At 64.4% G+C, this 25426-nt stretch carries 18 protein-coding genes; 2 read left to right on the top strand and 16 right to left on the bottom strand.

All coding sequences use genetic code 11. The features are described from left to right. Positions 1 to 8 precede the first annotated feature (8 nt). From G3N95_RS11520 to G3N95_RS40515, 10 genes are all read right to left on the bottom strand, one after another. Entirely contained in the window at positions 9 to 2009 is a 2001-nt protein-coding gene (locus tag G3N95_RS11520) for a secretin N-terminal domain-containing protein (RefSeq protein WP_241018413.1), read from the bottom strand. Then, positions 2010 to 2618 carry a hypothetical protein gene (locus G3N95_RS11525; RefSeq protein WP_205970117.1) on the bottom strand — a complete coding sequence of 203 codons (609 nt, stop codon included), beginning with the start codon at positions 2616 to 2618 and terminating at the stop codon, positions 2010 to 2012. Next, positions 2615 to 3181, bottom strand: a complete 567-nt coding sequence (locus G3N95_RS11530; protein WP_205970118.1) for a hypothetical protein — start codon at positions 3179 to 3181, stop codon at positions 2615 to 2617. Before G3N95_RS11530 ends, G3N95_RS11525 begins: the two co-directional genes overlap by 4 nt. After that, complete coding sequence (locus G3N95_RS11535; protein WP_205970119.1) at positions 3178 to 3708, bottom strand: hypothetical protein; 531 nt, start codon at positions 3706 to 3708, stop codon at positions 3178 to 3180. The genes G3N95_RS11530 and G3N95_RS11535 overlap by 4 nt, the downstream gene beginning before the upstream one ends. Beyond that, the gene (locus tag G3N95_RS11540; RefSeq protein ID WP_205970120.1) at positions 3705 to 4604 is read right to left on the bottom strand and encodes a hypothetical protein; all 900 of its coding nucleotides are present in this window, start codon (positions 4602 to 4604) and stop codon (positions 3705 to 3707) included. Before G3N95_RS11540 ends, G3N95_RS11535 begins: the two co-directional genes overlap by 4 nt. Then, on the bottom strand, positions 4585 to 6306 hold the full coding sequence (locus G3N95_RS11545; protein WP_205970121.1) for a GspE/PulE family protein: 1722 nt from the start codon (positions 6304 to 6306) through the stop codon (positions 4585 to 4587). Before G3N95_RS11545 ends, G3N95_RS11540 begins: the two co-directional genes overlap by 20 nt. A 22-nt stretch (positions 6307 to 6328) precedes the next feature. Further along, positions 6329 to 7531 (bottom strand): type II secretion system F family protein, encoded by a 1203-nt coding sequence (locus G3N95_RS11550; RefSeq protein WP_205970122.1) that lies wholly within the window; start codon positions 7529 to 7531, stop codon positions 6329 to 6331. 59 nt (positions 7532 to 7590) lie between these two features. Then, complete coding sequence (gene gspG, locus G3N95_RS11555) at positions 7591 to 8040, bottom strand: type II secretion system major pseudopilin GspG (protein WP_205970123.1); 450 nt, start codon at positions 8038 to 8040, stop codon at positions 7591 to 7593. A gap of 152 nt (positions 8041 to 8192) precedes the next feature. Then, positions 8193 to 8885 (bottom strand): response regulator transcription factor, encoded by a 693-nt coding sequence (locus G3N95_RS11560; RefSeq protein ID WP_205970124.1) that lies wholly within the window; start codon positions 8883 to 8885, stop codon positions 8193 to 8195. Positions 8886 to 8907: 22 nt separating this feature from the next. Continuing rightward, on the bottom strand, positions 8908 to 9930 hold the full coding sequence (locus G3N95_RS40515; protein ID WP_241018415.1) for an SCO family protein: 1023 nt from the start codon (positions 9928 to 9930) through the stop codon (positions 8908 to 8910). Positions 9931 to 10207: 277 nt separating this feature from the next. On the opposite strand from G3N95_RS40515, the gene G3N95_RS11570 reads away from it, so the two are divergent. Then, complete coding sequence (locus G3N95_RS11570; RefSeq protein ID WP_205970125.1) at positions 10208 to 11329, top strand: histidine kinase; 1122 nt, start codon at positions 10208 to 10210, stop codon at positions 11327 to 11329. 30 nt (positions 11330 to 11359) lie between these two features. Here the strand turns inward: G3N95_RS11570 and G3N95_RS11575 are convergent, their stop codons facing one another. Beyond that, positions 11360 to 12154 carry a response regulator transcription factor gene (locus tag G3N95_RS11575; RefSeq protein WP_205970126.1) on the bottom strand — a complete coding sequence of 265 codons (795 nt, stop codon included), beginning with the start codon at positions 12152 to 12154 and terminating at the stop codon, positions 11360 to 11362. A gap of 558 nt (positions 12155 to 12712) precedes the next feature. Here G3N95_RS11575 and G3N95_RS11580 point away from each other — a divergent pair. Next, complete coding sequence (locus G3N95_RS11580) at positions 12713 to 13354, top strand: lytic transglycosylase domain-containing protein (protein WP_205970127.1); 642 nt, start codon at positions 12713 to 12715, stop codon at positions 13352 to 13354. Between the two features lie 26 nt (positions 13355 to 13380). Here the strand turns inward: G3N95_RS11580 and G3N95_RS11585 are convergent, their stop codons facing one another. The 5 genes from G3N95_RS11585 to G3N95_RS11605 are packed head-to-tail and all read right to left on the bottom strand — an operon-like array spanning position 13381 to position 25420. After that, on the bottom strand, positions 13381 to 15039 hold the full coding sequence (locus tag G3N95_RS11585; protein WP_205970128.1) for a c-type cytochrome: 1659 nt from the start codon (positions 15037 to 15039) through the stop codon (positions 13381 to 13383). Between the two features lie 2 nt (positions 15040 to 15041). Beyond that, the gene (locus G3N95_RS11590; protein ID WP_205970129.1) at positions 15042 to 15863 is read right to left on the bottom strand and encodes a hypothetical protein; all 822 of its coding nucleotides are present in this window, start codon (positions 15861 to 15863) and stop codon (positions 15042 to 15044) included. A gap of 40 nt (positions 15864 to 15903) precedes the next feature. Continuing rightward, the gene (locus G3N95_RS11595) at positions 15904 to 16719 is read right to left on the bottom strand and encodes an outer membrane lipoprotein-sorting protein (protein ID WP_205970130.1); all 816 of its coding nucleotides are present in this window, start codon (positions 16717 to 16719) and stop codon (positions 15904 to 15906) included. Between the two features lie 35 nt (positions 16720 to 16754). Then, a complete protein-coding gene (locus G3N95_RS11600; protein WP_205970131.1) occupies positions 16755 to 17243 on the bottom strand; it encodes a hypothetical protein in 489 nt (162 codons plus the stop codon). Beyond that, positions 17240 to 25420 (bottom strand): Ig-like domain-containing protein, encoded by an 8181-nt coding sequence (locus G3N95_RS11605; RefSeq protein WP_205970132.1) that lies wholly within the window; start codon positions 25418 to 25420, stop codon positions 17240 to 17242. Before G3N95_RS11605 ends, G3N95_RS11600 begins: the two co-directional genes overlap by 4 nt. Positions 25421 to 25426 lie beyond the last annotated feature (6 nt).

The following is a 25426-nucleotide window of genomic DNA, read 5'->3' on the forward strand; positions in this document are numbered from 1 at the left end:
TGCCTATCTTAGGGCTGAGGCGGCGGCGTCGTGCGCTGCTGCACGGGCGCCTGGCCGAAGGCGCTGGCGGACGGCGACGTCGTCGAGCGGTTTTGCGTGCTGCTGTGCTGTCCGGCAGCCGCGCCCGTGGTACCGCCACCGACGTTGCCAGGCGTGCGCACGACGGGATGCGGCGCCGGAGGCTCCAGTTCCGCGACGACGGGATCGAGCCGCAACTGGTCCGCGTGCACGTTGACGTCCGTGCCCGACCACACTTCCTGCGTATCGGCATCGGCGGCGATCTGCGGACGCACGATATGCGGCGTGATCTGCAGCACGATCTCCGTCTTCACGTGATCGCCGTTGTGATTGGAGAAGAGCCGCCCGAGCACGGGCAATTGTCCGAGGCCGGGCACCTTGTCGGCCGTTGCTCTGTCCTCGTCGGAAATCAGGCCGCCCATGATCTGCGTTTCGCCGTCGCGCAGACGCAGACTCGTCGACGCGTTGCGCGTGCCGATCTGATACGCGAGCGTCGTCAGTCCCGCCTGCGAACTGTCGCTCTGAATCACCTTCGTGATATTGCTGACTTCGAGATTCAGCTTGATTCCGACATCGCCGTCGCGATAGACCTGCGGTTCGACTTCGAGCTTGATGCCGACATCGAGATACTGAACCATCTGCGTGTACGACGGCCCGCTCGTACTCGGCGTGCTCGAACTCGAAATCACAGGCACCTTGTCGCCGATCAGAATGCGCGCCTTCTCCTTGTTGCGCGCCCGGATGCGCGGACTCGCGAGCAGGTTGGCGTCCGTGTCGCTCAGCTTGAAATTGGCCGTCGCGGACAAGCCGCTCACATTGAATGCATTGATGGGCAGGTGATGCAGTTCACCCCATGTATTGGCCGTCGCCGGCGTCGACATCGTGAACGAATTCGGCCACTCGATACCGAGGTCGGTCATGCGGTCGTGCGAGACTTCCAGCACCTGCACTTCCATCATCACTTCGGGTTCGGGAATATCCTGCGCGGCGATCATCTGCTCGGCCACGCGGATCGTATCGGGCGTACCGCGTATCGTGACGGTATTCGCGCGCTCGTCGACCACCACTTCCTTCAGCTTGAGCAGGCTCTTCAACAAGCCTTGAACCTGCTTCGCGTCGACATTCGAAAGCTGGAACGTGCGCACCTTCAGTTCCTGATATTCGAGTTCCTTCGCAGGTGTGGCCGGATAAATGAAGAGCGTGTTCGCGTTGAGCTGCTTCTTGTCGAGCTGGCTCTGCATCAGGATCATGTCGACGGTATCCTGCAGCGTCGCATTCGTCACGAAGATCGTCGTCTTCAGATCGGCACGCACATCGCGATCGAAGATCACATTGAGGCCCGTCGTCTTCGACAGCGCTTCGAACACCATCCGCACGTTGGCGTCGCGGAACTGAAGCGTGACGGGCGTGCGCATGATCGACGATGCGGAGATCTTCTCCTCCTTCAACGCACGCTGCTGATTGCGCTTGTCCTGGATCTCCTTCAGCATCTGCTGCGCCATCGGGTTGGTCGGATTCTGCACCAGCACGCGATGCACGCGTTCTTCCGCGAGTGCGTACGATCCGCGCTGCATCATGCGGTCGGCTTCCTGCAGCGTCGACAGGTCGCGCCGGTCGCGGTCGAGCGCCGCGCCGATCTTGCGCCCGCGTTCGCTCGTCGGGTCGATCTGATAGGCCTCGCCGAGCTTCTGCACGGCAAGATCGTACTGATAGCTCTTGCGATACGCTTCCGCGTCGTCGAGCAGCGCATTCATCCGCGCGTCGCGATCGTGCAGATAGTCGAGCTGCAACTGCGCGTTGGTGGGATCGTCCTGACGGTTCGTCGGCGGCGTCACGCAGCCGGCCAGCATCAGCACGGCAAGCGCGATGCACCCCGCCTGCCGCGTCATCACCGGCAGGCTGCGCGTATGGGGAACGGGACCGGGCGGATAGCGCGTAGATGAGCCGCTGTCCCCGTTGCGGCTCCGATCGCGGCTGCGTGCGGCTGTCATTTATTTTCCTTCGCTTTGCATTGAGACGACTTGCCTCTGGTTCAGCGGCAGATAGGTCAGCACCACATCGCCGTCGGAGATCGACTCGACCCGGTATTGGCCATCGACGACTTCGCCTTGCGACACGATCAGCAACTCATCGCCACGGCTCAGGAAGACGCGCGGCTTGAGCGTCGAACCGTCCAGCTTGCCGAGGTAGACGTAGGGCACGGGAGGTGCCGTGGGCGGCGGCGGAGGTTCGGGCGGCGCCTGCACGACGGGCGGCGGAGGCGGCAGCCATGAGGACGCGGCGAACGGGTTGTTGCGCGATTCGAGCGACATCGGCTTGCGCAATGCCGCGAGCTTTTGCGCCGGCGTTTCCGCTGCATGCGATGCAAGCGGGGCCGGCTTACTGTCCGGCTGCGACGCCCCATGCGCAGAGCGTGCGCGCACATGCGCGGCGGCATCTAGAACAGGCGCAGTCGACGCCGGTCCGCTGCGATGCGCGAGCGGCACCGCAGTCACCGCAGCCGAAGCATCGCGCGGCATGCGCCACGCTCTCACTGAAAGCGCGATCGTCGCAATCAGACACAGGCCAAGCACGGCGCGGCGAATGAATAGCTGTTTCATGGCCGCGCCGTCCCATAGACGAGTTCGAACCGCACGCGCGCATCGAGCACGCTGCCGTCGACGGCAGGCCGTTCGACATGAATCTCGCGCAACGCCGCATTCGGCAGACCGTTCAGCACCGACGCGAGAAAGCGGCGAATCGCGCCGTACTGATCCTTGACGGGCAACAGCATCTGATAACGCACGTAGCGTCCGCCCGACTCGGCGACGACGAGGTACTCCGCGGAGCCGACGGTCAGGCTGTTCTCGCTGGCATGCGCGAGTATTGCGGCGATGTCGTCTGCGCTGCGGGCGAAGGGCGGAAACAGATCGGGCAATGACGCCAGCGTCGCGGCATCCGCATCCGCGCGTGCTTCCGCTTCGGCTTGCGGCTTCTTCGCCGCAGCCTTGGGCCGCGCGTCGGATGCGAGGCTGAGCGTGTCCGCATGCATGCGCATCGCTGCATTCATCGCGACCACTGCCGCGCACAGCACCAGCAACCCCGCCAGCCCAGCCACACCGAAGCGCCGCGCCAGCTCGAAGCGCAGCGTCAGGAGGCGGTCGCGCAGCGCATCGGCATTCATGACCGGCTCCATACGGCAGTGACCTGAAACCGGACGGGCGTGCCCGGCACGTTGTTTTCGATTTCGTGGTCATTGAGCACGGCTTCGCGCAACAGCTTGCTCGATTGCAGATAGCGCAGGTACGCGATCATTGCGTCGAAGTTCTTCGCTTCCGCCGTGATGCGAATCTGGCTTTGCACCGGATTGTGGTCGATGCCGATCAGCGCGACATCGTGATCCGGATAGTCTTCGAGAATCGACAGCAGGTCTTGCCACGGCACCGTCAGTTCGCGCAGCACCGCGAGGCTCTGTTTCTCGGCATGAATGGCCGCCGGGGTCGCGGGCCTGGCGACATGATGCGACTTCGCGAACAGGCGATGCCGCACCTGTTCGATCTGCTCCTGCACGCGACCGTTGTCGTCGTACGCCTGCCACAGAAAGACGCCGCTCGCGAGCAGCAACACGAGCGCGATGATCAGCAAGGCCAGCCCCGCGGGCGAGATGCGCGGCCCGCTGTGCATGAAGTCGATGTCGAGGCGCTGGTTCATTGCGCGTACTCCAGCAGACGGCGCGCCGTGTTATCAGCGGCTTCGCGGCTGCTCGACGCGTACACCGACACGCTCGCAAAGCGCGCTTCGAGCGGCGCGGGATCGACGTCGATGCCATGCAGCGCGAGCGCGCATGCTTCGCGCGTTGCATTCGTGCGCTCCGCACAGTGCTCGAATGCCTGCTCGGCGAGCGCGGCGATACGCCCGGGATCGCGTGCATCGTCCGGAAACAGGCGTTGGGCATCGTAGCCCGCCCAGCGTCCCGCTTGAATCAACACCGCCTGCAACAGTTCGTCGGCGGCGAAGATCAGCATCGTATCCGGCTGCTGTGACGTATCGAGCGCGCGGTTGAGCATCTCCGGCAGACACAGCTTCAGCGCCCGCACCTCGACGCCCGCCGACGCGCCCGCGTCGCGTACGCCGTCAACCAGCGTGCGCGGCAACGCGCTCGCAAATGCAGCACGGCCGCCGCGCTGCACGCAGACGCGCACGCTGATGGCTTGCGCATCGACGCCATAGGTATCGGCGAAATGCGCATGCGCAACCTCGTCGATTTCCCGCGCACGCAGCGCCCGGAAATCGCCGCGCAGAACGGCGTGATTGCCCCAGAAGTCGTCGAGTACGATGTGCGCGCTGCGAGTTTGCGAACGACCGCTTTTTGCCGATGCAGCTTCTTCTTTATCCGGCTCGGTTTCGAACGCCGCGCGCAACGCGTCGAATACGCCGTGTTCCGTATAGCACTGCTCGTTCTGCATCGACACCAAACGAACTTCAGGCTCCGATGCCGCACGACGCGAGCCCGGCCAACGCGCCACACGTGGACCGACAGCGACCTCGCGCGTGCCGACGCCTATGCCGATGCCCTCGCCGAGCCAATCATTCGACCATCGTGACACGATTGATCTCCTCGAGGGTCGTCTCGCCTTGCCGCACGAGCTTGACTGCGGAATTGCGCAGCGTCTGCATGCCCTGGCGGAACGCGGCAGCCTTGATCTGCGAGAGCGGCGCGCGCTCCGACAGCAACTGACGCAACTCGTCGTCCATACGCAGCGCCTCCGCCACCGCGCGGCGCCCGCGATAGCCACTGCCACGGCATGCCGCACAGCCCCGCCCGCGCCGGAACAGATAGTCGCCGGCAGTCGCCGGATCGATGCCCGAGCGTGCGAGTGCGTCGGGATCCACGTTGTCTTCGGCGACGCAATCCGCGCAGCACTGACGCAGCAACCGCTGCGCGATCACGCCGTTCAGCGCGGATACGAAGCTATACGGATCGACGTCCATGTTCGTGAAGCGTCCGATCACGTCGAATACGTTGTTCGCGTGGACCGTGGTGAACACCTGATGGCCCGTCAATGCCGCCTGCACGGCGATCTGCGCCGTCTCCGGATCGCGAATTTCGCCGACCATGATCTTGTCCGGGTCGTGACGCAGGATCGAACGCAGCCCGCGCGCGAAGGTCAGTCCTTTTGCCTCGTTGACGGGAATCTGCAGAATGTCGCCGAGCTGATACTCGACGGGATCTTCGATGGTCACGATCTTTTCGAGGCCGTCGTTGATCTCCGTGAGAATCGCGTAGAGCGTGGTGGTCTTGCCGCTGCCCGTCGGTCCCGTCACGAGCAGCATGCCGTACGGCATCGCCGCCAGCGTGCGCATGAAACGCGTGTCCTCTTGCTGGAAGCCGAGCGCCTCCAGCGTGAGACCGCCCGATGCCTGCGACAGCTGATAACGATCCAGAATACGCAGCACGGCGTCTTCGCCGAACTGGTTCGGCATGATCGACACGCGAAAATCGATTTCGCGCCCCGCGTACACAGCCTTGAAGCGGCCATCTTGCGGCACCCGCCGCTCGGCGATGTCCAGTTCGGAAATCACCTTCACGCGCGACAGCACCTGATCCGCAACATCGCGTCCTTCGACGCGGCCCACCACCGTCAACACGCCGTCGACGCGGCACTTGATCATCAGCCCGTGCGCGCGGCATTCGAGGTGAATGTCGCTTGCCATCATCTTCAGCGCGTCGTAGATCGTCGAGTTGAGCAGGCGTACGACAGCGCTGTCGTCGTTGCTGATGCCCTGCAACGTCAACGCGAGCGACGCAGGGTCGGCAGCGTGCTGGCTCGTCTCGTCGAACGCGAGCGAGTCCATCGCGCGCACGTCTTTCTCGCGCACCGCGAGCCACGCCGTGATGTCGCCGACACTCGCGAGCGCCCATCGATACGGCACCATCGGCCGCGCCCGCATGCGCTGCTCGATGCTGCCACGCGTGCGCCGGTCGAGCGGATCGGCGATCACGAACAGCAGGCCGCGCGGATTGTCGGGATCGGCGAAGCAGACGCACAGACGGCTCGATGCCTCGACGAACGGCACGACCTCGAAGTCGGGTTGCAGCCCGTTCAGCGTCTGCATCGTGACAGGCCACATATGGCATTGCGCAGCGAGTTGCGCGAGTACATCGTCGGCACGCATGCTGGTCTGCGCGAACAGATCTTCGAGCGCGCGCACGCCAGAACCGTGACGTTCGGCAAGCGTGCGCAACGCTTCGCGCAGATCGACGCCGATCTTGCCGTCGCTGCCGTTCGCGCTGCCTACCGTGTCCATGATGCCCTCGCCTGCCAGTGAACTATTGAACGCTCGACGCGATTTCGAAGATCGGCATATACATCAGCACGACGATGCCGCCAATCACGACGCCGATGAAAATCATCATCGCGGGTTCGATCAGCCGCGAGATCAGATCGATCGCGCGCCCGACCTGCGCTTCCTGAAACGCAGCGATCCGGTCGAGCACGGGGCCGAGGCCGCCCGTCTTTTCCGCGACGGTCAACAGCCGGTACGTGATCGCATCGGCAAGCGATGCCTGCTGGAACGCGTCCGAAATCTTCATGCCGTTGCGCACCTGATCGAGCGCGCGGGCAAGCGACGCCTGATCGGAACGGCCGACCAGTCCCTTCGCCAGATCGAATGCGCGCACGGCGGGAATGCCGCCGTCGACCAGCATCGCTGTCGTGCGAAAGAACTGCGACTGACGGAACACGCGGAAGTACTGGCCGATGCCCGGCAACGCGAGCATGCGGTCGGCGATCCAGTCGCGCGTGGACGGACGGCGCAGCATCACGGCCGCGGCGATCACAAGCGCGGCGGCGCCGATCGACAGTTCCTTGCCGTGCGCGTGAACCATGCTGCCCCACGCGATCAGCAGTTGAGAAAGAAGCGGGAGTTCGCGCCCGCTATGTTCGAGCAGCGTTGCGAAGCGTGGAACCACGAAGGCCAGCAGAAAGAGCACGACGGCCGCGCCCACCACCAGCAGGACGGTCGGATAGATCGCCGCGGACACCACGCGGCCGCGCAATTCGTGCAGCATCGCGCTGTTGCGCGAATAACGTGTGAGGCTGTCCGCAAGTCCGCCCGTCTGCTCGCTCGCTTTCACACAGGCGACGAGCACGGCGGGAAATACGTCGTCCGCCTGTTCGAGCGCCGCCGACAACGACTGCCCTTCTTCGAGGCGCCGCAATAGCCCGCGATAGACTGCCGCCGATGCATCGCGCCGCTCGTTGCTGGCCAGCGTGCGCAGCGCGTCGACGACACCGACACCCGCCGCGAGCAGCGCCGCGAGTTCACGCGCGAAGAGTTCGACGTTCAGCTTGCCGCGTGCAATCGCGGGCGCGCGCACGCGCCATTGCGCCCCGCCGCGTGCGCCGCGCACCGATACGACGCGCAGACCTCGCGCGCTGGCGACGGCAGCCGCCGCGGCCGTCGAGTCGCTCTCGACGTGCACCGTCTGGACGGCACCGTTCGTATCGAAGACCCGCAGCACATACTTCACGTCGTCTCTCCTCACGCCTTGCTTCGCGCCGGCTTTGCAGCGCCGGCAACGCACGCCGTTCACCAGGAAGTCACGTCAGAGTTCTCGCCCGCGCCGCCCGGTTGACCGTCCTTGCCATACGAATACAGGTCGTAATCGCCATGCTCGCCGGGCGAACGGTACTGATACGGACGGTCCCACGGGTCGGGCGGCGCGTTCTTCTGCAGATAGGGGCCGCTCCAGTGCGGCGCGTCCTGCGGCTTCGTCATCAGCGCCTGCAGGCCTTCTTCCGTCGACGGATAGGCGCCCACGTCGAGCCGGTATTGATCGAGCGCCTTGCCGAGCGAATCGATCTGCGCGCGCGCGATCTTCGTGTTGGACTTGCCGACCTGCTCGAAATAACGAGGTGCGACGAGACCTGCCAGCAGACCGATGATGACCATCACCACCAACAGTTCGAGCAGCGTGAAGCCGCGTTCACGCGCGGCCCGCCGTGCACGCGGCCGGATGATTTCGCCGGATGCGGACATGAACCGCCGGGGACGCATCTCGTTCACGTTGGTGTCCTCCCTCGGACTACGCTGCCTCTATGCCTGAGTGCATTCTTGTTCAGCTCAGGACGAGCGCTAAGTAGGGAGACCCGTGCAAACGGATGGGTAAAGCCCCTCCAGTTTTCGACGGCCTAGATGAAGTAGTTCAACCCATTCGACGTATCGTCGGGCAGCGCGAGTACGCCCAGATCGAGCGCCGCGCGCACGAGTCCCGTTGCGTTCGATACCCCGAGCTTGCGCATCAGGCTCGCGCGATGTTTCTCGATGGTCTTGGGACTCAGGCGCAACTGCTCGCCTGCCTCGCGATTCGTGCAGCCTTCCGCGACGAGCCGCAGCACGCTGCGCTCGCGGCCCGTCAGCGCGCTCCATGTCTGCGCGTGCTGCGTGTTCGCCGCGAGGCCGCGCGGTTCGCCATGCCGCGCGCCGTATTCGTCGAGTGTCGCGTTACGGCGGCCTAGCATGACGAGACGCATCGCCTCGACGAGTTCGTCGAACGATGCGTCCTTCAACACATAGCCGTCCACCCCCGCGGCCAGCGCCTCGCGCATATGCATGTCGCTGGCGTGGATCGTCAGCGCGATGATGCGTATCTGCGGTGTCTGCCGCTTGATCTGCGCGATCGCTTCGACGCCGCTCTTGCCGGGCATCGACAGATCCATCAGGATCAGATCGGGCAGCAGCGTCGCGGCGAGACTGCATGCTTCGAGGCCGTCCCTCGCCTCGCCTGCGACGCTGTACTGCTGCAGCCTGCGAACCATCGAGCAGAGCCCGCCGCGCAGCAGCGGCTGATCCTCGGCGATCAACACCCGGTGGATCTTGTCCACGTTGCCACCTCCGCGCAGCACTTCACGATCCGTTGCTGGCGACCACCTCGTGATACGCGCTCAACAGTTCATCCGGTGTCGCAAGGCCGTCGAGGCGCAGCCACGGCTTGCCGGGCGCCGCGCGCAGGAACGCGACGGCCGTATGGTTCATCTTGTCGCCGCGATAGACGTTGAATGCGCGCTGTGCGGCCACACTCGCGTCGACCGTGCCCGTGTAGTACTGCCACTCGGGACCGGCGCCGAAGCGCTCCGCGTAGGACTTCAGGCGCGCTGGCGTGTCCTGTTCGGGGTCGATCGAAATCGACACGATGTGCACCTTGTCGCGCTCGCTGCCCAGTTGCTCCTGAAGTTGCTCGAAAGTCTGGGTGACCATCGGGCAAATCGTCGTGCACGACGTATAGATGAACGTCAGCACCACCGGGCGGCCGTCGTTGAGTTCGTCGGCGAGCGAGACGGATTTGCCGTCGTCGCGTACCAGCGTGACGGGCGGCAATGCGTAGTCGGCCGTCGTTCGCGTCGTGCCGGGCGCCATGTCGTGATGATGCGCATGCATGTCCGGCTCGTCGGACATCGAATGCTGTTCCTCTTTCGCCTGATCGTCCTGCGTCGGCGCGGCGCCGGCAGGTGTCGTGGCTTCATGTGCGTCGTGTGCCGCGGGCATCGGCATGTCGGCGGGCATTGCGTGGGCTTCGTCTGCTGCCGCTTGTTCGGTCGTGGCGTTCGTCGAAGCGGCTGCCGTTGGCTCTTCGGTTGTGGTGTTCTTCGCAGCGGCTGCTATCGCGTCTTCGGTTGGCGTGTCTTTCGCAGCGGCTGCCGTCGCGTCTTCGTTCGTGTTGTTCTTCGCCGCCGCTGCGGCCTCTTTCATCACGCGCTGTTTGGCCGACATGCCCTGCATCGCGGCATCGTCGGCGTTGGCCTCGTCCATGTTCATCGAGGCATCGTGATGATCGGCCGGCATCTTCGCATCGGCGCCGACCGCGGCTTGCGCGACGAGTCCCGCGCCTGTCAGAATGAGCGCACCGAGTATGCGCGTGTGCGTGTCCATTGCAACCTCCTCGTCATGACGCAACGGGCTGCGAACCTGGGGCCGGCGCGCAATTCGCCCTTGCTCGTGTCAGTCTCGTCAAACAGGTGAAGAGCGTCATTGGATGAAGCTACCCAAAGCAGGGTAGGAGACTTCCACCTGAGGGTTGCTCCGCCGCTCACGGTCAGATATTCCCCGTACGGATCGCAGCATGTGCCCCGTTGCCGCGCATCCCGTGCGCGGCCTACAATCGTCCGGCGGCTTGAGAGTTTTTCGGGTCAACCAGCCAGGAGCGCCCATGCATGCCATTACGCCGCCTGAACCGCCCGTGAGGCTGCGCGATCTGATCGACGCGATGCGCAGGCTGGGCAGCGCTGCGCGCAATGCGCAGCCGCATGCCGCGCATGTCAGCGACGCACGCGGCGCGGCACTCGCCGTGACGACCTGCGACGGCGCAATCGTCAGCGTGAACCGCAGCGCCACCGTGCTGTTCGGCTATGCAGGCGCCGAGCTGGCAGGCAAGCAGTTCGCCGACTTCGCACACGACGACGACCGCGCGCACGTCGAACGTGAGTTCCACGCCAATGCCGCTGAAGCGTTTCGTTCATTCGACGTCACGCTCGCGGGCCGGACGGGGCATCGTCTGTTTTTGCGCGTGTTTCAGCAGAGCATTGCATCGGGAGGCACGGGCGCGCCGCTGCGCCTGTTGATGTTCGTCGAGCCGCTCACGTCATCGAAGATCGACGGTTCAAGCGACTACGAAAGCAGCGCCTTCACCACCTGGCTCTTCATGGGCCAGCAGCGCGAACGCGAACGGCTCGCCGCCGAACTGCACGACGGTATGGGCCAGGCGCTGACGCTGATCAAGCTGATGGTGGAAGACGCACGCATGCGTCTGCGCGCCGGTCATACGGACGACGCCGTGCAGCTGCTCGATTCGACCGTCCTGCAGATCCGCGACACCATCGGCGAAATGCGGCAGATCTGCGGCGAATTGCGGCCGCTCGCGCTGGAGCGTCTGGGGCTGCCTGCCGCATTGAGCACGCTATGCCGTCGCGTCGAGAAGAGCGTCGAGACGCTGAGCGTCGCATTCGCGTGCGGCGTCGAGGACGGCGAGATACGCGACCATCTGAAGGCTGATATCTTTCGCGTCGTTCAGGAAGCGCTCAACAACATCGTCAAGCATGCCGACGCGTCAGAAGTGCGCGTCGATTTACAGCGCGACGGCGCACATCTGCTGCTGTCGATTCACGACAACGGCAGCGGCTGCGACAACCATCCGCTGCGTTCCAGCGATGCACGCTCGAACGGATTGGGCCTGATCGGCATGCAGCATCGCGTCGAGGCACAAGGCGGCGCATTCGCCCTGAACCCCGGCGATGACGGCGGCACGGAAATCACCGCGCGCTGGCTTCTATAACGCTTCACGCGCGCACCGTGCGCGCCGCTGTCACCCCGCCGCCGCCGTGCCCGTCATGCGCGGCAGCGCGCCGCTCTCCGCCGTGCCGTGATCGTGACTGGCCTCGGTCTCGTCGACACCCGTACACGTCAACCTCTCGTCGGAATCCGGCTCCGCGCATTTCGACGCGAGCGACGTCAGCAATCCCATGCTGATCGCCGCGAGCACCAGCCCTGTGACGTTTTCGATCTCGAGTTTGTGCATCACGCTGGCGCGATATTTCTCGATCGTTTTCGGGCTCAGGTTCAGATACTGCCCGACCTGCCGGTTCGTGCGCCCTTCTGCGATCAGCTTCAATACGCTGCGCTCGCGCGCCGTCAGCAGGTCCCACGCTTTCTTCGGCGCGGCGATCTCGCGGCCCGTCACGAACGAGTCGACCATGAACCCGTACACGTCCGCGCTCAAATGCTTCTTGCCCTGCATCACGGTACGCATCGCGAAGAGCAGCTCGTCGAACGACACGTCCTTGAGCACATAACCGTCGACGCCCGCGCGCAACGCCTCGCGCACGTATTCTTCGCTCTGATGCACCGTCAACGCGATGATGCGAACGTTCGGCGAACGCCGCTTGATTGCGGCCGTTGCGTCGATGCCGTTCATGCCTCGCATCGACAGGTCCATCAGAATCAGGTCGGGTGCAACGGACATCGCAACCTGACAGGCTTCCTTCCCGTCCCGCGCTTCACCCACCACTTCATAGTCGCTCTGTGTCGACAGCATCGATCGCAACCCGCTGCGCAGCAGGTCATGATCTTCGGCAATGATGATTCTATGTTTGATGTTCACGTTCGGCTCCTCGGCTCCGACATCTGATGTGGCTCAGATCGGCGAGCACAAATTTCTTCTTCTTTCGATTGTTACTTTCTCGAACATTACGTTAATATTTCGATATGCTAACGTCTTGCTGCGGACTCCATTTCCAGTAAGCTTTGGCGCTGAAACAGCAAGGATCTTGCCAATCTTGCGCAGCCCTAAGGCGTGGATGGGCGGCTAAGAACTTGTCAGGTATCGGTAAAAATTGCCTTCAAAAATGTTTCATTTCTGATCGGTTTCTTTCCGTTTCGCGATTCCGTAATAAGTCGACATAAGTTGATTGCTACGCACAGTCGCCTGTATTCGAGAAGTTTTCACTCAGACTTCACGCGGTGTTCCGCTGCTTCCGCCTTCCGCCTCGACCGCGTCCCATTGACCCGCCCAGGACGCTGGCGTCCGCAACAGGCTGACCTGTAACGTTTCTGTACAGTGGGTGAAGGCCCTCCGCCCGCGCGACCGAAAAAGGGGAACTCGCCCCATTGCCGCCCCCTGGATCCCGCACCAGAATCAGAACACCAGCGGAGACCCATCATGCGCGGGCATGCAGCGACACGACCGGCCCACTCGGCGACCGCGCCAGCCGTCGTAGTCGGGGCCGTGCTGTGTGTGTGCATGCAGGCGGCGCAGGCAGATATCTTCGGCAAGGTCGATCGCACGGGCGCAGTCGTGTTGACCGATACGCCGGGCAAGGCGGGCATGTCGGTGATCGTTGCCGCGCCCGTCCCGGTCGACCGTGCAAAACAGCCCGGCGGTTCGCGCGCCACGTCCGGCGACACCGCGCAGTTCGACACGGTGATCGCGGAAGCCAGCGAGACTTTCCATCTGCAACCCGAACTCCTGCATGCCGTCATCGACGTGGAGTCGCGCTATAACCCGAACGCCGTCTCCGACAAGGGCGCACTCGGTCTCATGCAACTGATGCCGGATACGGCACGCAGATTCTCCGACGGCAACATGTTCAATCCGCGCGACAACGTGCTCGCGGGCGCGCGGTATCTGCGCTTCCTGCTCGATCTGTTCAAGGACGATGTTGAACTGGCGCTGGCCGCGTACAACGCGGGAGAGAACGCAGTGATACGCGCGGGCTACCGCGTGCCGTCGTTTCCCGAGACCCGTTCGTACGTGCCGCGCGTGCTCGAAAAATACCGGCGGCTGCTACCCGCCAGCGGTTGAGCATCTAACCGCGGACCAGGCAGGCATTAAGGCACGATCCAGTCGCTGTCGGCCACGACGCGCAACCTGTCGGGCTCCGCAAAGCGCACGATGTATCCGCCCTTCGACGCGAAGCGCTGCCCCGGCGCAAGCGTCAGGCGCGGATAGTAGCCCGTGAGGATGCGATGCTCGAGCATGTCGTCGATACGCTCGACGAGATAGTCCCGCACGAACGCATCCACCATGTGACTCAACGTTTCCGCGAGCAGCCCGCACGCGAGATAGGTATCGGCCTGCACGCGTTCGTCGACGACGGGAATATGGCGAATCGCGAACCAGCCGAATGCATAGTCGACCCGCACGCGCCGCCCTTGCGGCAGATCGACGGGATAGGCGAGCCGGGCGTTGGTGCGCCACTTGGCAGGCAACGGCGCGCGATCCAGACCGCCCATGATTCCCGACACATACACCGCTGTCGATGCGGGCGGCGCATCGCCGAGCGCGGCAAGATCGGGCGGCCGCAGCCATAGCATCAGTGCGTCCGCATGCGGCGCATGGTGAAGCGCCGTCGCAACGTTCGCATTGGGAGGCAGCGCGCGATTGTCGACAGCGATACCCTGCTTGCGCAGACTGGTCGCGAGCATCTGCGCGGCGGCTTCGCCGCTGTCGCCCGCCCGATACAGTTGCAGCACGCTCCTGACGGGCCGCGCCGTCGGCGAACCGGCCGGCTCGCGCATCCGTTGCGCAATCAGCTGCGCTTCGAGCAACACGCCCCGCGAAAAATACATCGAATAAGAGTCATGCTCGCTTTCAACGGGCACTTCGACATTCGGAAACAGACACGGCACCTGCTCGCGTTCGCAGAAGTCGTGAACAGGTGCCCAGTTACGTCCGCCCAACCCCGATAGCACGGCGAACACCGGCTGCTGCGCCAGATAGCGGCGCAGCTGCTCGTCCCATGTATCCGGCGCGCCGTGTAGTTCCCATACGTGCAACTCCCAACGGCGATTGACCATGAACATCATCTTGCGCGACGAGCGCAGCGCGGGCGTCGCGCCCAGCGGCGCTGCGTTCTTGTCGGCGAAATAGTGTTGCAGCACATCGAGCATGCCGCGCCGTTTCACGGGATCGGCGTCGGGTGTGATGATGGTCGCGAAGTGCAACACCGTATCGGTCACACCGGGCGCTCTGCGCCGGTCCAACGTCCTCAGATAGTCGATCAGTGCGCGCATGTCTGCATCGTTGAGCGCGAATTGCGGCATCAGATACCCAAGCGGCCTGCCTTCGGAATCGATGCCTTCGCGGATCGCGCGCGCAAGCGTCGCTTCCGTATACGGTTGACGCGCCGTGCGCATGCCGTCGATGAACGGCACCGTGAGTTCATCCGGGCTCTGGGCGCTCGGACGAAACAGATACTGCGCAGCGATCGGCGGAATCGTCGTGTTGCCTTCCTTCGAGCCGAGACCGCTGCGCCGATGGCAATTCGCGCACGCAGCGGCCGCACCGCGCATCGCGAGCTGCTGATGATGTGTCGCCTCGACGGGAAGGCCGTCGCCTGCGATGCCGTCGCGAAAGATCGACTCGCCGGTATCGACGGGAGGCGTCGCGTACGCGCCGGGCGAGGACAGCAGCAAACCCGCTGTGAACGCAAACGCCGGCAGCAGCCGCCGCCACTCACGCGCTATCGCGACGAGACCGCGCGCCATGACTAAGGCGCGGGACGCAGCGCAGGCATGCCGCTCACGCCCACCGCCACGGTTGCGTGGCGCCCCGGTATCGCGGGCTTGATGAACATGGCTTCGTCGAACGGCGGGTTCACCGACACGCGTTCGAGCACGAGCCTGTCTTTTTTCGCAGCGCCCACCACACTGCTTTCGATCACGAACGGCACCTGCAAGCCATCCACTTCCCGAAAGTCGCGATACGTCACTTCGACCATCACCGGCGTGCGCGACAGGGTGGGTGCTTCGCGGTCGTACTTGATATCGAGGAACGACGCGGCATCGACCCACACATGCCGGTGCGCGCCCGACGGCAAGGTGACGACGAGCCGGTACGCGTTCTTGCCTTCGACGCTCTCCATGCCGTCGAGCGCGACCGAGATACCCTTCGCCGCATGATCGAGCAACGGACCGTCGATCACCTGCTCATCGCGCGCAAAACGGATTTCGGCTGGCGCATAAGCCTGCACATCCGGCGCGCCGCTGGACGAAGGCCGGATCTTCCAGCCTTCCTTGCCGTCGAAAATACGCACGATCCGCTGACTCATCGCCGTGATCTCGAAGCGCGTGCTGCTGGGCCGCCGCAACGCGAGCACGAACGGCGCGTTCGGCGTCGGCGCATTCGCGCTTTCGACATGCCCTGTCCAGAGCATCGTGCGAACCTGTCGCCAGGCTTCTTCGCCGCCGCGCGCGGCGGCGTTCTTCGCGATGATGTCGTCGACCGTGAGGGGATGCTCGGCGGAGGGCATCTGCGCCCATGCGAATGCGGATACGCAGCCCGCCAGCAACCATGTGACGATGCGCTTCATGATCGGAACCCTCGTTCGAATACTCCGCTTACCTGGCCGCTCACTTGGCCGCGACCTTGGCGGGCGCGGGTGCGGGTTGCCCTTGCGCGGGCAACTGGGGCTTCGCGAACAGCGTATCGTCGGCGGGCTGATTCACCGTGACATGCTGGATCGTCATCTGATGCTTCTGCTTGACGCCCGTCACCTGCGTCTCCAGAAGATGCGGCACCGTCAGCGCGCCTTCGCGCCGGAAATCGCGGTAGTAGACAGCGACGTTGTGCATGCGGCCATCCAGCCGGCGCGGATCGCCTTCGACCTTCACTTCGAGAAAGCTCGACGCGTCAATCCACACATGCCGCTGCCGCTGATCTTTCGTCGTCAGCAGAATCTTGTACGCGCGATGTCCGTCCACTGTCTCAATGCCCTGAAGCGCGACCTGGCTGCCCTTCGCCGCGTAGTCGATCAGCGGTCCGTCGAGATCGGCCGTCTCCGCCGCGGACTTCGCTTCCGCGGACGTATAGGGTTCGGCCACATTGCGTCCGAGGAACGGCCGCACCTTCCATCCTTGCGCGCCGTCGTAGACCTGATACGCGATCTGGTTATCGAAGTTCAGTTCGAAGCGGCTCTTGTGCGGGCGCTTCATCGTCATCACGAACGGCAGCTTGACGGGCTTCGTGCCGCCCACGTCGATCTGTCCGCTCATCGTCATCGTCGTGACGGCGCGCCACGCTTGCAGGCCGCCGCGCGCGGCCACGTTGCGCTCGACGATCTGCGCGGCGCTCATGCCGCCGCCTCCCGCAGCCATTGCAGCCTGCGAAGCGGCGATCGCAGCCAGCGCGACCGTGGTGCCAGCCATCATCAGAATGCCCCGATTCATCTCTGTCTCCTCGATGTGTTGCCGCGCGCACCGCTTCATTGAACGACCAGTCCGTCGATATGGAACGAACCGATCAGCACGTTGACGCGGTCCCCCGCCTTCACCACGTTGCCCTTGTTCGAAAACACCATCCAGTACTGCTGGCCGACTTCGAGCGTGCCCGTTTGCCGCAACTGGCCGATGTTGTCCATCACGGGCACTTCGAGCAGCACATGATTCGCCTCGCCGTACAGATACGGCGTCGCCGCCTTGTCGCCGAGCAGCTTCGCGAGCGCCGGGTCCGTCACGCGATAACTGAAGCGCAGCAGGTTGCCCGACGCGGTGCGCCGCACGCTCATGCTGTCGATGCCGCGCATCGACTGATAGAACGTGCGGGCATGTGCCGTCAGCTTCATCGGCTCGTAGTGCGACGCGTGCGAGGCACCGCCATGCGCCGACACCTGCCGGGTCTGCTGCGCCGCTGCGGGGACCGCCAGTGCGGCGGCCCAGCCGACCCATAGCGCCGCGATGGCGAGGCCTCTCATTGCACCGCTCCCGTGACGGGCGCGTTCGCCTGCTGCCCGCTCGCAGCCGCACCCCCGAGCGCCTGATTGATGAGATCGAGCAGCGCGCCCGGGCCGAGCGGCGCATTGCTGCCCGCGAACAGGCCCGTGCGCGGCAACTCCACTGCGCCGACGTCGTAGGCGCCGCTCTGCGGACGCTGCGTGCCGAAGAAGTCGTGGTTCGGCGCACCCGCATTGGTGCCGGCATTGACGGCAGGCGAGCCCGTCTTGATCGAGTAGTTGCCGAGCGGCACACCGTAGCCCGTGCTGCCCGAACTCACCGTCATGTTGAAGAGCGACAGCGGTCCATACGACATGTTGATCCACTGATTGCCTTCGTCCGGTGTCGCCGACGGCAGCAGACCGAACAGCGGGTTGGGCAGCACGGTGTCCGCGATGCCGGGCGGCACCGCGTAACCATTGCCGCCGCCTTCGGGCGGCACGCGCGCGCCGTTGCAGTACTGGCTCACCACGTTCGGATTCGCGTTGTTGTTGTGCGCGTTCGGGTAGTCGCCCGCATCCGTGATGATCGAATACGTCGGTGTGAGCCGCATGCCCGACGAGTGATCCGACGGCTTCGTATCGCCATAGGTGCCGATATCCCAGTACACCGCGTTCGGATCGCAGTAGCCCGTCTGATGACCCGCCTGGTTCAGCGTCGGGTTCAGCGTGACGATGTTCTGCAAGCCGGGGATGTTCGGATTCAGCCCGCCCACGGTGATATAGAAGGTACGGTTCTGCCAGAACACGTCGTTCGTCAGCACAGGGAACGAGAAGTGGCTGCAGTCCTGTCCGGTCGGGCATCCGGCGTTGCCCGCCGTGAATGCCGTCAGGAAGTTCTGCGTGTGCTTCGCCGTTTCGAGGCCGGACGGCTGCATCGTCGACGTGGTGATCGGGCTGCACGTCGTTTCCGAGCCGACCGTCGTGCAGTTCGGCGGACCGACGTTGGCCTGCGCAGCGAGCGCCGTGTTGAACAGCACGCCCGCCGACGCCGTCGAGTCGTTCGACATCACCGTGTTGTTGATGAAGCTCACCCGCACGGCATCCTGCAACGACACGCCGCCGCCCGACCAGCCCGCCACGTTGTTCGCGATGATGTTGTTGATCACGCTCACCTGGTACCAGCGATTGCGGTTGCGCGGGCTGCGCTGAACATCCGTGCCGTTGATGTTCTGCAGACGCAGGCCGCCGCCCTTGCCGCTTTCCGCCGTGTTGCCGACGATCAGATTCCCGTCGATCACGAGGCCCGGCCCGACGCCATCGGAGAGCTGCGGCGCACAGTCGATATCCACCGCCGAGTTCTCGCAGAATGTTCCGTCGGGCGGCACGCCCTGGGCGATCAGCCCACCGCCGTAGGTCGGCAGCGTCGGGTTGTTGCTCTGGTTGAACAGGATCCAGTTGTGCGACAGATCGCCGTTGTAGCTGAAGCCGAAGTGCGCGACACCGCCGCCGTCGCCGCTGCTCATGTTGCCGCAGACCCAGTTGTAGTTGAAGTGATAGTTGTCCGCACCCGAGCAGAACGTCACGCCCGCTGCCGACGAAGGCGTCGTCGAGTTGATCTCGTCGCCGTACGACGCATTGGACGTCACCGAGTTATGGTGCACGTTGACATGCGTGTTGTACGCGAACGGTTCTTCTGTGAAGCCATCGGCTGCGATCGTGCCGTCGGGCACTTCCACCTGGCCTACCGTGATGCCGCCCGTCAGCGTGCCTGCATTGCTGAACACGCGGTTGTTCGACACCTCCGTATAGTGGTTCCAGCCGTGCAGGAAGATCCCGCCGCCGCCCTGCGAGCTGTTGGTGAACGTGATGCCGTCCACCCGCGACGGATTGCACAGGAAGTTGCTCGAATACGTGTTGCAGTCGGCATTGCTGGCCGTGAGCGGCACGCAGACGCCATTCGCCGTGCAGTTCGGATCGGCCTGCAGCTTGCCGCCCACGCGCACGTCGCGCACGCCCTTGGCGAGCACGGTGATGCCGGCACCTTCATACGCGCCCATCAGCGTCGGCTCCATCAGCAGTTCGCCGAGATTGCCGTTGAGCGTGTTGTCCCAGCCCACCGTCGGTTCAAGCGGAATCGCGTCCACCTGGCGCTGCATCGCCGTCGGGCATGAATACGCGCCCGAAGGATCGTACGGATTGCTCGACGAGATCGTGCCACCGTTGAGCGACACGCCGAACAGGCACGCAACCTCTCTGCGCCACGGATCGACCTTGCCGGACGGATGCGTGTTCGCGTTCACGACCACGGAAGGCGCGCCCACGCCTTGCAGGCGAACCGGCTTCCACATCAGCAACATCTCGCTGTAGTTGCCCGGACCGACGATGATCAGGTCGCCCGGCGTGGCTTTGTCGATGGCGGTCTGAAGCGCGTTGCTCGTACCGTTCTCGCCGTTCACATAGGTCGGCGCCTTGCCGCCGATCGTCACCGTCACGGTATCGATCGACTTCTTGCCGTTGCCCGACGTGATCACCAGTTCGCCGCAGCGCGTCGTGGTGTTGACGCCGCGCTGCTGGATCGTGCAGCTCGACTGGCTGGCCGACAGCGTCGGCACCGTGACATTGATCTGCGTATCCGACCACGAATTGACGTGGGCATTCACGCCGCCGATCGTCACCGTTCCCGTACCCTGCGCCGTGCCGAAGCCATAGTGCCGCGTGACGAACTTCTGGTTATACGGCGACGACGTTGCGGCAGGACCGCCGTACGCGTGGTTCGGCACCTGCTGGTCGCCGAGCGCCTTGATGGTCAGCGTATGGCCTGCCTGGCTCACCCACGGACCGGCACCGCCGTTGCTGGTGTCGCCCGTCACCGACGAAATCGACGGCGTCGCATCCGGATAGGCGCAATCGGGCGGGTTGTAGCCGTCCGCGAACGCGGACACGGGCACCACAGGCGTATCCATGTATTGCGTCTGTCCCGGCATGAACGGTATCTCGTAGCAGAACTGGCTGTACGCGGGGTTGAACAGCGGATCGCGAATCGTTTGTCCCGGATGCGCGGGGTCCGGCATGTCGGGATCGTTCATGCAGGCGACCATCATCGTCGGCGCATAGCCCGTCGGATTCGGCGGATTCACTTCCCACGTCGAGTAGTTCATCCCGTTGAAGATGCCCCACGAATCCGAGTAGACGCGGCTCACTTCGTTGCCCGCGAAGTCCTTCAGCGAAACGGGCACGTTCGGCACCGCGAACTTCTCGCCGAACTGCGGCGAATACGGATCGAACTCGGACGAGAAGTCGTCGAGCATGAAGCCCGTGAAATGCGCGGCCACGTGCGTCGAACTGAAGACCCAGAATTTCGCGAGCACGGACATCTGGTCGGTCAGCACGACTTCCTTGCGGTCGCACAGATGCCGCGATGCACCCGCGAACGGCGCGACTTCCTGCGACCCCGGGAACAGACTGATGTAGTCCGGCACCACCCGCAGCGCACCGACGCACGGCCAGAACGTTTCGACGCTGCCCGTGTCGCCTTCGTGACGCGGCGACGAACCGAGCTCGGTGGTCGGGTTCTGCGCATTGTTGCGGTTGTACGTCGCGTTCACGGCCGCCTGGTCGGGCAGGATGAAGATGTTGCCCAGACCGCCGAACTGCTGCGTGACGGGCGCGATGTAGTTGTCGCCGATCAGGATATTCTTGTCCTCCTCCTTCACCAGCTCATAGCCGGGCGGCACGATGATCTCCACCACGTACTTGCCCGGAGGCAGCATGTACGAGCCATCCGCTTGCTTGCTGCAGATCGAGCAGTTCGAGTTCGTCGGCGTGCCTTTCGACGGATCGCGGCTCGTTACGCTCGGGAACTGGTACATCCCGTCGTACGGTGCGGGCTGCAACTGGTTGAATGCGTGCATGCCGTCGTAGCACTTGAATTGCGAGTGAGCAGGCAGCGCGCGCTTTTGCGAATCGAGCCATTGCGGGCTGTCCTTCAGCGTGTAGAAGAACGGATCGGTGGTTTCCTGACCCGGACAGTTCATGTTCGGCATGCCGTCCGAGCGGAAGCCCTGGGCCCAGTCATCCCAGCTGCTGGTCGTCGTCGTGTCGACGAGCTTGAGGCTCTGCGTGCCGTCGGCAGCCGTGCCTTCGGCGTACAGGTTGACCGTCACGTTAGGCACGTCGGGCGTCCAGCTCGTGTGAATCAGCAGCGCGGGATCGTCGAACGGGCGGGTCGATGCGTAGATCACTTCGCCGTGAATGCCGCCGTTCTCGTTGGCCCCATACGGCGCCTTGCCGAACTCGATGAACGAGTTCTGTCCCGAGAAGCCCTGCCAGCCCATCGTCGTGACCCACGGCGGATCGATACGGCCCGTCGACGGGTTAGTGCCCGTGCGGTCGTTGCAGTCCGCATCGTTGCAGTAGATCGCGCCGGGGACGCGCAGTGCGGACGGGAGATGCGACGTCGCCGATTCCTTCGTGTTCGCGTAGTTCGCGGCAATCGACGAGCTTCCGCCGCCTGGCGTGCCGTCGGGCGGTCCGCCCGCGTCGTACACGACGTGCACGCCCGTCTGTTTGTAGCGCGTCGTGTCGGCCTCGGCGATGTACCAGTTGAAGAGCGGGAACACTTCGTTGAATGACGCGTAGCCGTTCAGGTCCGTATTGTTGAAGTTCGAATAGCTGCCGTCGCGGAAGCGGATATTGGTCGGCACCAGCGCGAGACCCGGCTCGCTGTCCTGCGACACGCCATCCCCATTCGAGTCCATGAAGGTGCGCGTATAGAGGTTCGTATGCCATTGCAGCACGGGCAGATCGCCGATGTTCTGCATCTGTCCGCCCTTCAGCTGCACGGCCGTCGCGAGACCGTCGACGATCTGGTCATTCCACTGGTCGAACACCGTGATGCGGAACAGACCGTCGGGCAGGCCGTTGATGGTGAACGTGCCGTCTGCGTTGCACTTCGTGAACGCGATGTCTTCGAGATCCGGATCGCCGACGCTCACATAGCACTGCGTGAAGCTCAGCGAATCGCGCGAACCGCTGCTATAGAGGTTCTCGTTAGGCGGACGGCTGTAGTGCAGATTCGTGATCTTGCCCGTCACGCCGTTGTTGCACGCGACGCCCTTGCACACGCCCGGCAGCCGCGCGTTGATGATCTTCGGATTGGCGAAGCCGATCGTCACGTGGAAGCCCGCCGGTCCGAACTCCTGGAAGTAGGCGGGCCCGCCCACCTTGATGAACGCGTCATGCGCCTTCTGGCCGTCCAGCGTGTTGGTCTGCAGCCATTCCTCGCCCTTCGCGATGCGATCGGCAGCCGGCGTCGCGACAACGCCGTAGCGCCCCGGCATCAGGTTCGCGATGATCGCCTGGCCCACGAGCGGCGACATCGTCTTGCCGTCCGATTCGAACTTCGGGCAGGTCGGAATCATGCCGACCAGTCCGTCGTTCGCGGCCTTCGTGATCGGGCAGGCATCGAGTCCCGTGCTCGGGTCGATCGTGCCTTGCAGCGAATTCGACAGCGGCATGTTGAACATGTCGTAGGTCATCTGGCCGGTCGCATCGCCCGTTCCGCCCGCATCGTCGAACAGCTTGATTTCGAAGCCGCCGAGACCCGGCTCGCGTGCCGTGCCGAATGCATCGGTGCCGCCGCTCACGTCGACTTCGCCGTTCACGGGTGCGTCGTCTTCGAACACGAACACGGAGATCTTCGCTGTCTGCAGCGGCGTCTGCTGCAACAGAACGTTGACGGTGTGCTGCGAGGGCGCGACAGGCGCGCCGCCCATCGCGTGGCCGCACGTGCCCGTGCCCGGTGCGAAGTCGGCGCCGCCGGGACCGGACGGGCAATCCTTCGCGATATCGAACTGCCGTTGCGGACCGTCCGGATTCTTCGGATCGACGGGTTGCGGTGCACCTGCTCCGTTCGTGAAGGTGTTGCCGGCGTCGCCGGGAAGAATCGACAGGTAATAGTGTTTGGTCGGATCGAGCGCGACCTGCGACGGATCGACCGCCGTTTGCTGGGCTACGCCCGTGCGGCACACGCCGTTGCCGACGTCGCACACGGTTGGCACGTGTGTGTTCGTCGTGGGATCGAACACCGTCTGTCCCGACTCGCACGACACCGTGCCCACGCACCCCGCCGCGACGACGGGCATGTAGCTCGTATGGAAGCTCGTTCCCAGGCTCGGCACGGGTAGCGGCGGGCAAGTCGAAGGCCGCGTGCCCGAATTGACCTGGCAGGCGGGATCGATCTGGAAGGTACGGTCTTCCTCGATGATCCAGCGATAGTCGTTGATCGCCGTACCCGTCTTCGCGTCCTTCACCGCGACCACCAGGCCGCTGCCGCCCTTGAAGGTGACGGTGACCGTCGCCGGCGCGCTCGCCGTGTTCTGCGAGTTGACGGCCGTGTAGTGGAACGTGACCGTCGACGTTGCATTGCCGACGGGCGGGGCTGATGGCGTGACATTGAACGAACCGTCCGCATTGAGCGTCACCGTGCCGCCCGATGCGCCGCCCGAGATCGAGGCCGTCAGGGGCAGGCCCGCCGGATCGCGGTCGTTGCTGAGCACGCCGGGTGCGCCGATATGCAACTGTGACGCGATATTGCTGCTGAACGCATCATCCGATGCGACGGGCGCGCCGGAGAGGCAGCTCGAACCCGCCGTGCACGCGGCAAGCGTCACGGTCGCCGTCAATGCCGGGTTGCCGTTGGCCTGATAGACGAAGCTATCCGATGTCGTTCCCGAGTTCGGCACGTAGGTGAACGTGCCGTTGGGGTTCAGGGTCAGCTTGCCGCCCGTCGGCTGCGTCAGGACCTGCACGCCATACACGCCGACGTCGTTGGCCATCAGGCCCTTGCCGGGATCCGAGACGCTCAGCGTATTGCCCGCGACGAGGAAGTACGAATCGGGGTTCGCCTTCGCGTTCGAGTTGCCTGCCGCGGAAGTCGGCAGCGCACCGCCATTCACGCTGATATAGGCCTGCATGCCGCCGTCGCGCTGGTTGTTGGTCGACAGGCTCAACTGCCGGTCGAACACGGGCAACGCGAGTGCGCCCGCCGCGGGCGAGTTCATCATCACATCGTAGGTCTTGCCGGCCGCGAGGAACACGGCGCTTTGCACGCGCGGCGTGCCCGGCAGCACGTTGCCGTCTTCCGCGATCAGCGAGAAGCCGGACACGGGCGGCAGGCCCGTCTGCGCGCCGACGACCGACGGCACGTGCATGCGCAAACCCGCGTTCACGAAGCGCAGCAGCACCTGGCCCGTCGTCGTCGTGGTGGATGCAGGCGCCGTGACAGGGAACGACGAACCGTTTGCATTCGATCGATCGAACGCGACGCCGTTGATCAGGTAGTAGCGCGGGTCGTAGTTGACGGCGGGCGGATAGCAGGTGTTGTACGTTGCCGAAGCGGGATCGCCGCAGCCGCCCGACAAGCCGGACCACACGCGCGTTTCGCTGAAGCCGGGATTGGCGACCGCGTTGGCGACAGCCTGATTCTGCACCGGGTCGATTTCGCCGAGCACGAGCGGCAGGTCGGCATCGTACTTGATGTCGGGATGGCTCGGGTTGGCCGGATAGGCCAGTCCCTGCGACGTGCCGGCGACGGGCGGCGTCGTGACCACGAGCACGCCATACAGCCCCATCGGCCCTTGAATCGACGGATGCGTGCCCGATTCGATCAGATACGTGCCGGGGCGCAGGTTGTTCCAGGTCAGCGCCGTCGTCGAGCCCGTCTTCACTTCCGTCGAAAACGACTGCACGCGCGGACCTTGCGCGGGCGGCGTGAAGCTCGCGCCGCTGCCGGTACCGGCGATCGGCCATGTCGTCGCGGTTTGAGTGGGGTGTACGGGGCTCGGCGTCGATGTCGCCGTTCCGCCGAGACCGGCGCCGAGCTGGCCGACGATCACGAGCGAGGTCGGCACCTGCGCGGGCAGATTGTTGGTCAGGTTGATCGTCAGCGAGCCGGGCGGCGTCGTGATGACCACGGGCGACCAGTTCGCGCCCGCGCCGGAATTGGCGGCTGCGCACGTTGCGGGCGCTGCGGCCGCCGCCGAACATGTATAGCCCCACATCGGGACGATCTGCCCATCCGGAAGCGCTATCGTCTGCGCCTTCGCGGTCAGCGTCACGTTCTGCGCGCAGACCATTGCGCTCGCCGTCATCAGCGCCGCCGCCGCGACGCCCTTCACGAGACCGGCAAGCGTCCTGTTGAAATCGCTGGTTCTCATCGCGAT

This window comes from Paraburkholderia sp. Tr-20389, assembly GCF_017104565.1.
In the GTDB taxonomy this organism is placed as follows: Bacteria; Pseudomonadota; Gammaproteobacteria; order Burkholderiales; family Burkholderiaceae; genus Paraburkholderia.

Excerpts from the sequence above, each read along its gene's own strand:
- gspG (WP_205970123.1), bottom strand. The coding sequence starts at position 8,040 with ATGTCCGCATCCGGCGAAATCATCCGGCCGCGTGCACGGCGGGCCGCG.
- G3N95_RS11545 (WP_205970121.1), bottom strand. The coding sequence starts at position 6,306 with ATGGACACGGTAGGCAGCGCGAACGGCAGCGACGGCAAGATCGGCGTC.
- G3N95_RS11600 (WP_205970131.1), bottom strand. The coding sequence starts at position 17,243 with ATGAGAGGCCTCGCCATCGCGGCGCTATGGGTCGGCTGGGCCGCCGCA.
- G3N95_RS11570 (WP_205970125.1), top strand. The coding sequence starts at position 10,208 with ATGCATGCCATTACGCCGCCTGAACCGCCCGTGAGGCTGCGCGATCTG.
- G3N95_RS11525 (WP_205970117.1), bottom strand. The coding sequence starts at position 2,618 with ATGAAACAGCTATTCATTCGCCGCGCCGTGCTTGGCCTGTGTCTGATT.
- G3N95_RS40515 (WP_241018415.1), bottom strand. The coding sequence starts at position 9,930 with ATGGACACGCACACGCGCATACTCGGTGCGCTCATTCTGACAGGCGCG.
- G3N95_RS11605 (WP_205970132.1), bottom strand. The coding sequence starts at position 25,420 with ATGAGAACCAGCGATTTCAACAGGACGCTTGCCGGTCTCGTGAAGGGC.
- G3N95_RS11590 (WP_205970129.1), bottom strand. The coding sequence starts at position 15,863 with ATGAAGCGCATCGTCACATGGTTGCTGGCGGGCTGCGTATCCGCATTC.
- G3N95_RS11535 (WP_205970119.1), bottom strand. The coding sequence starts at position 3,708 with ATGAACCAGCGCCTCGACATCGACTTCATGCACAGCGGGCCGCGCATC.
- G3N95_RS11580 (WP_205970127.1), top strand. The coding sequence starts at position 12,713 with ATGCGCGGGCATGCAGCGACACGACCGGCCCACTCGGCGACCGCGCCA.
- G3N95_RS11520 (WP_241018413.1), bottom strand. The coding sequence starts at position 2,009 with ATGACAGCCGCACGCAGCCGCGATCGGAGCCGCAACGGGGACAGCGGC.
- G3N95_RS11595 (WP_205970130.1), bottom strand. The coding sequence starts at position 16,719 with ATGAATCGGGGCATTCTGATGATGGCTGGCACCACGGTCGCGCTGGCT.
- G3N95_RS11585 (WP_205970128.1), bottom strand. The coding sequence starts at position 15,039 with ATGGCGCGCGGTCTCGTCGCGATAGCGCGTGAGTGGCGGCGGCTGCTG.
- G3N95_RS11530 (WP_205970118.1), bottom strand. The coding sequence starts at position 3,181 with ATGAATGCCGATGCGCTGCGCGACCGCCTCCTGACGCTGCGCTTCGAG.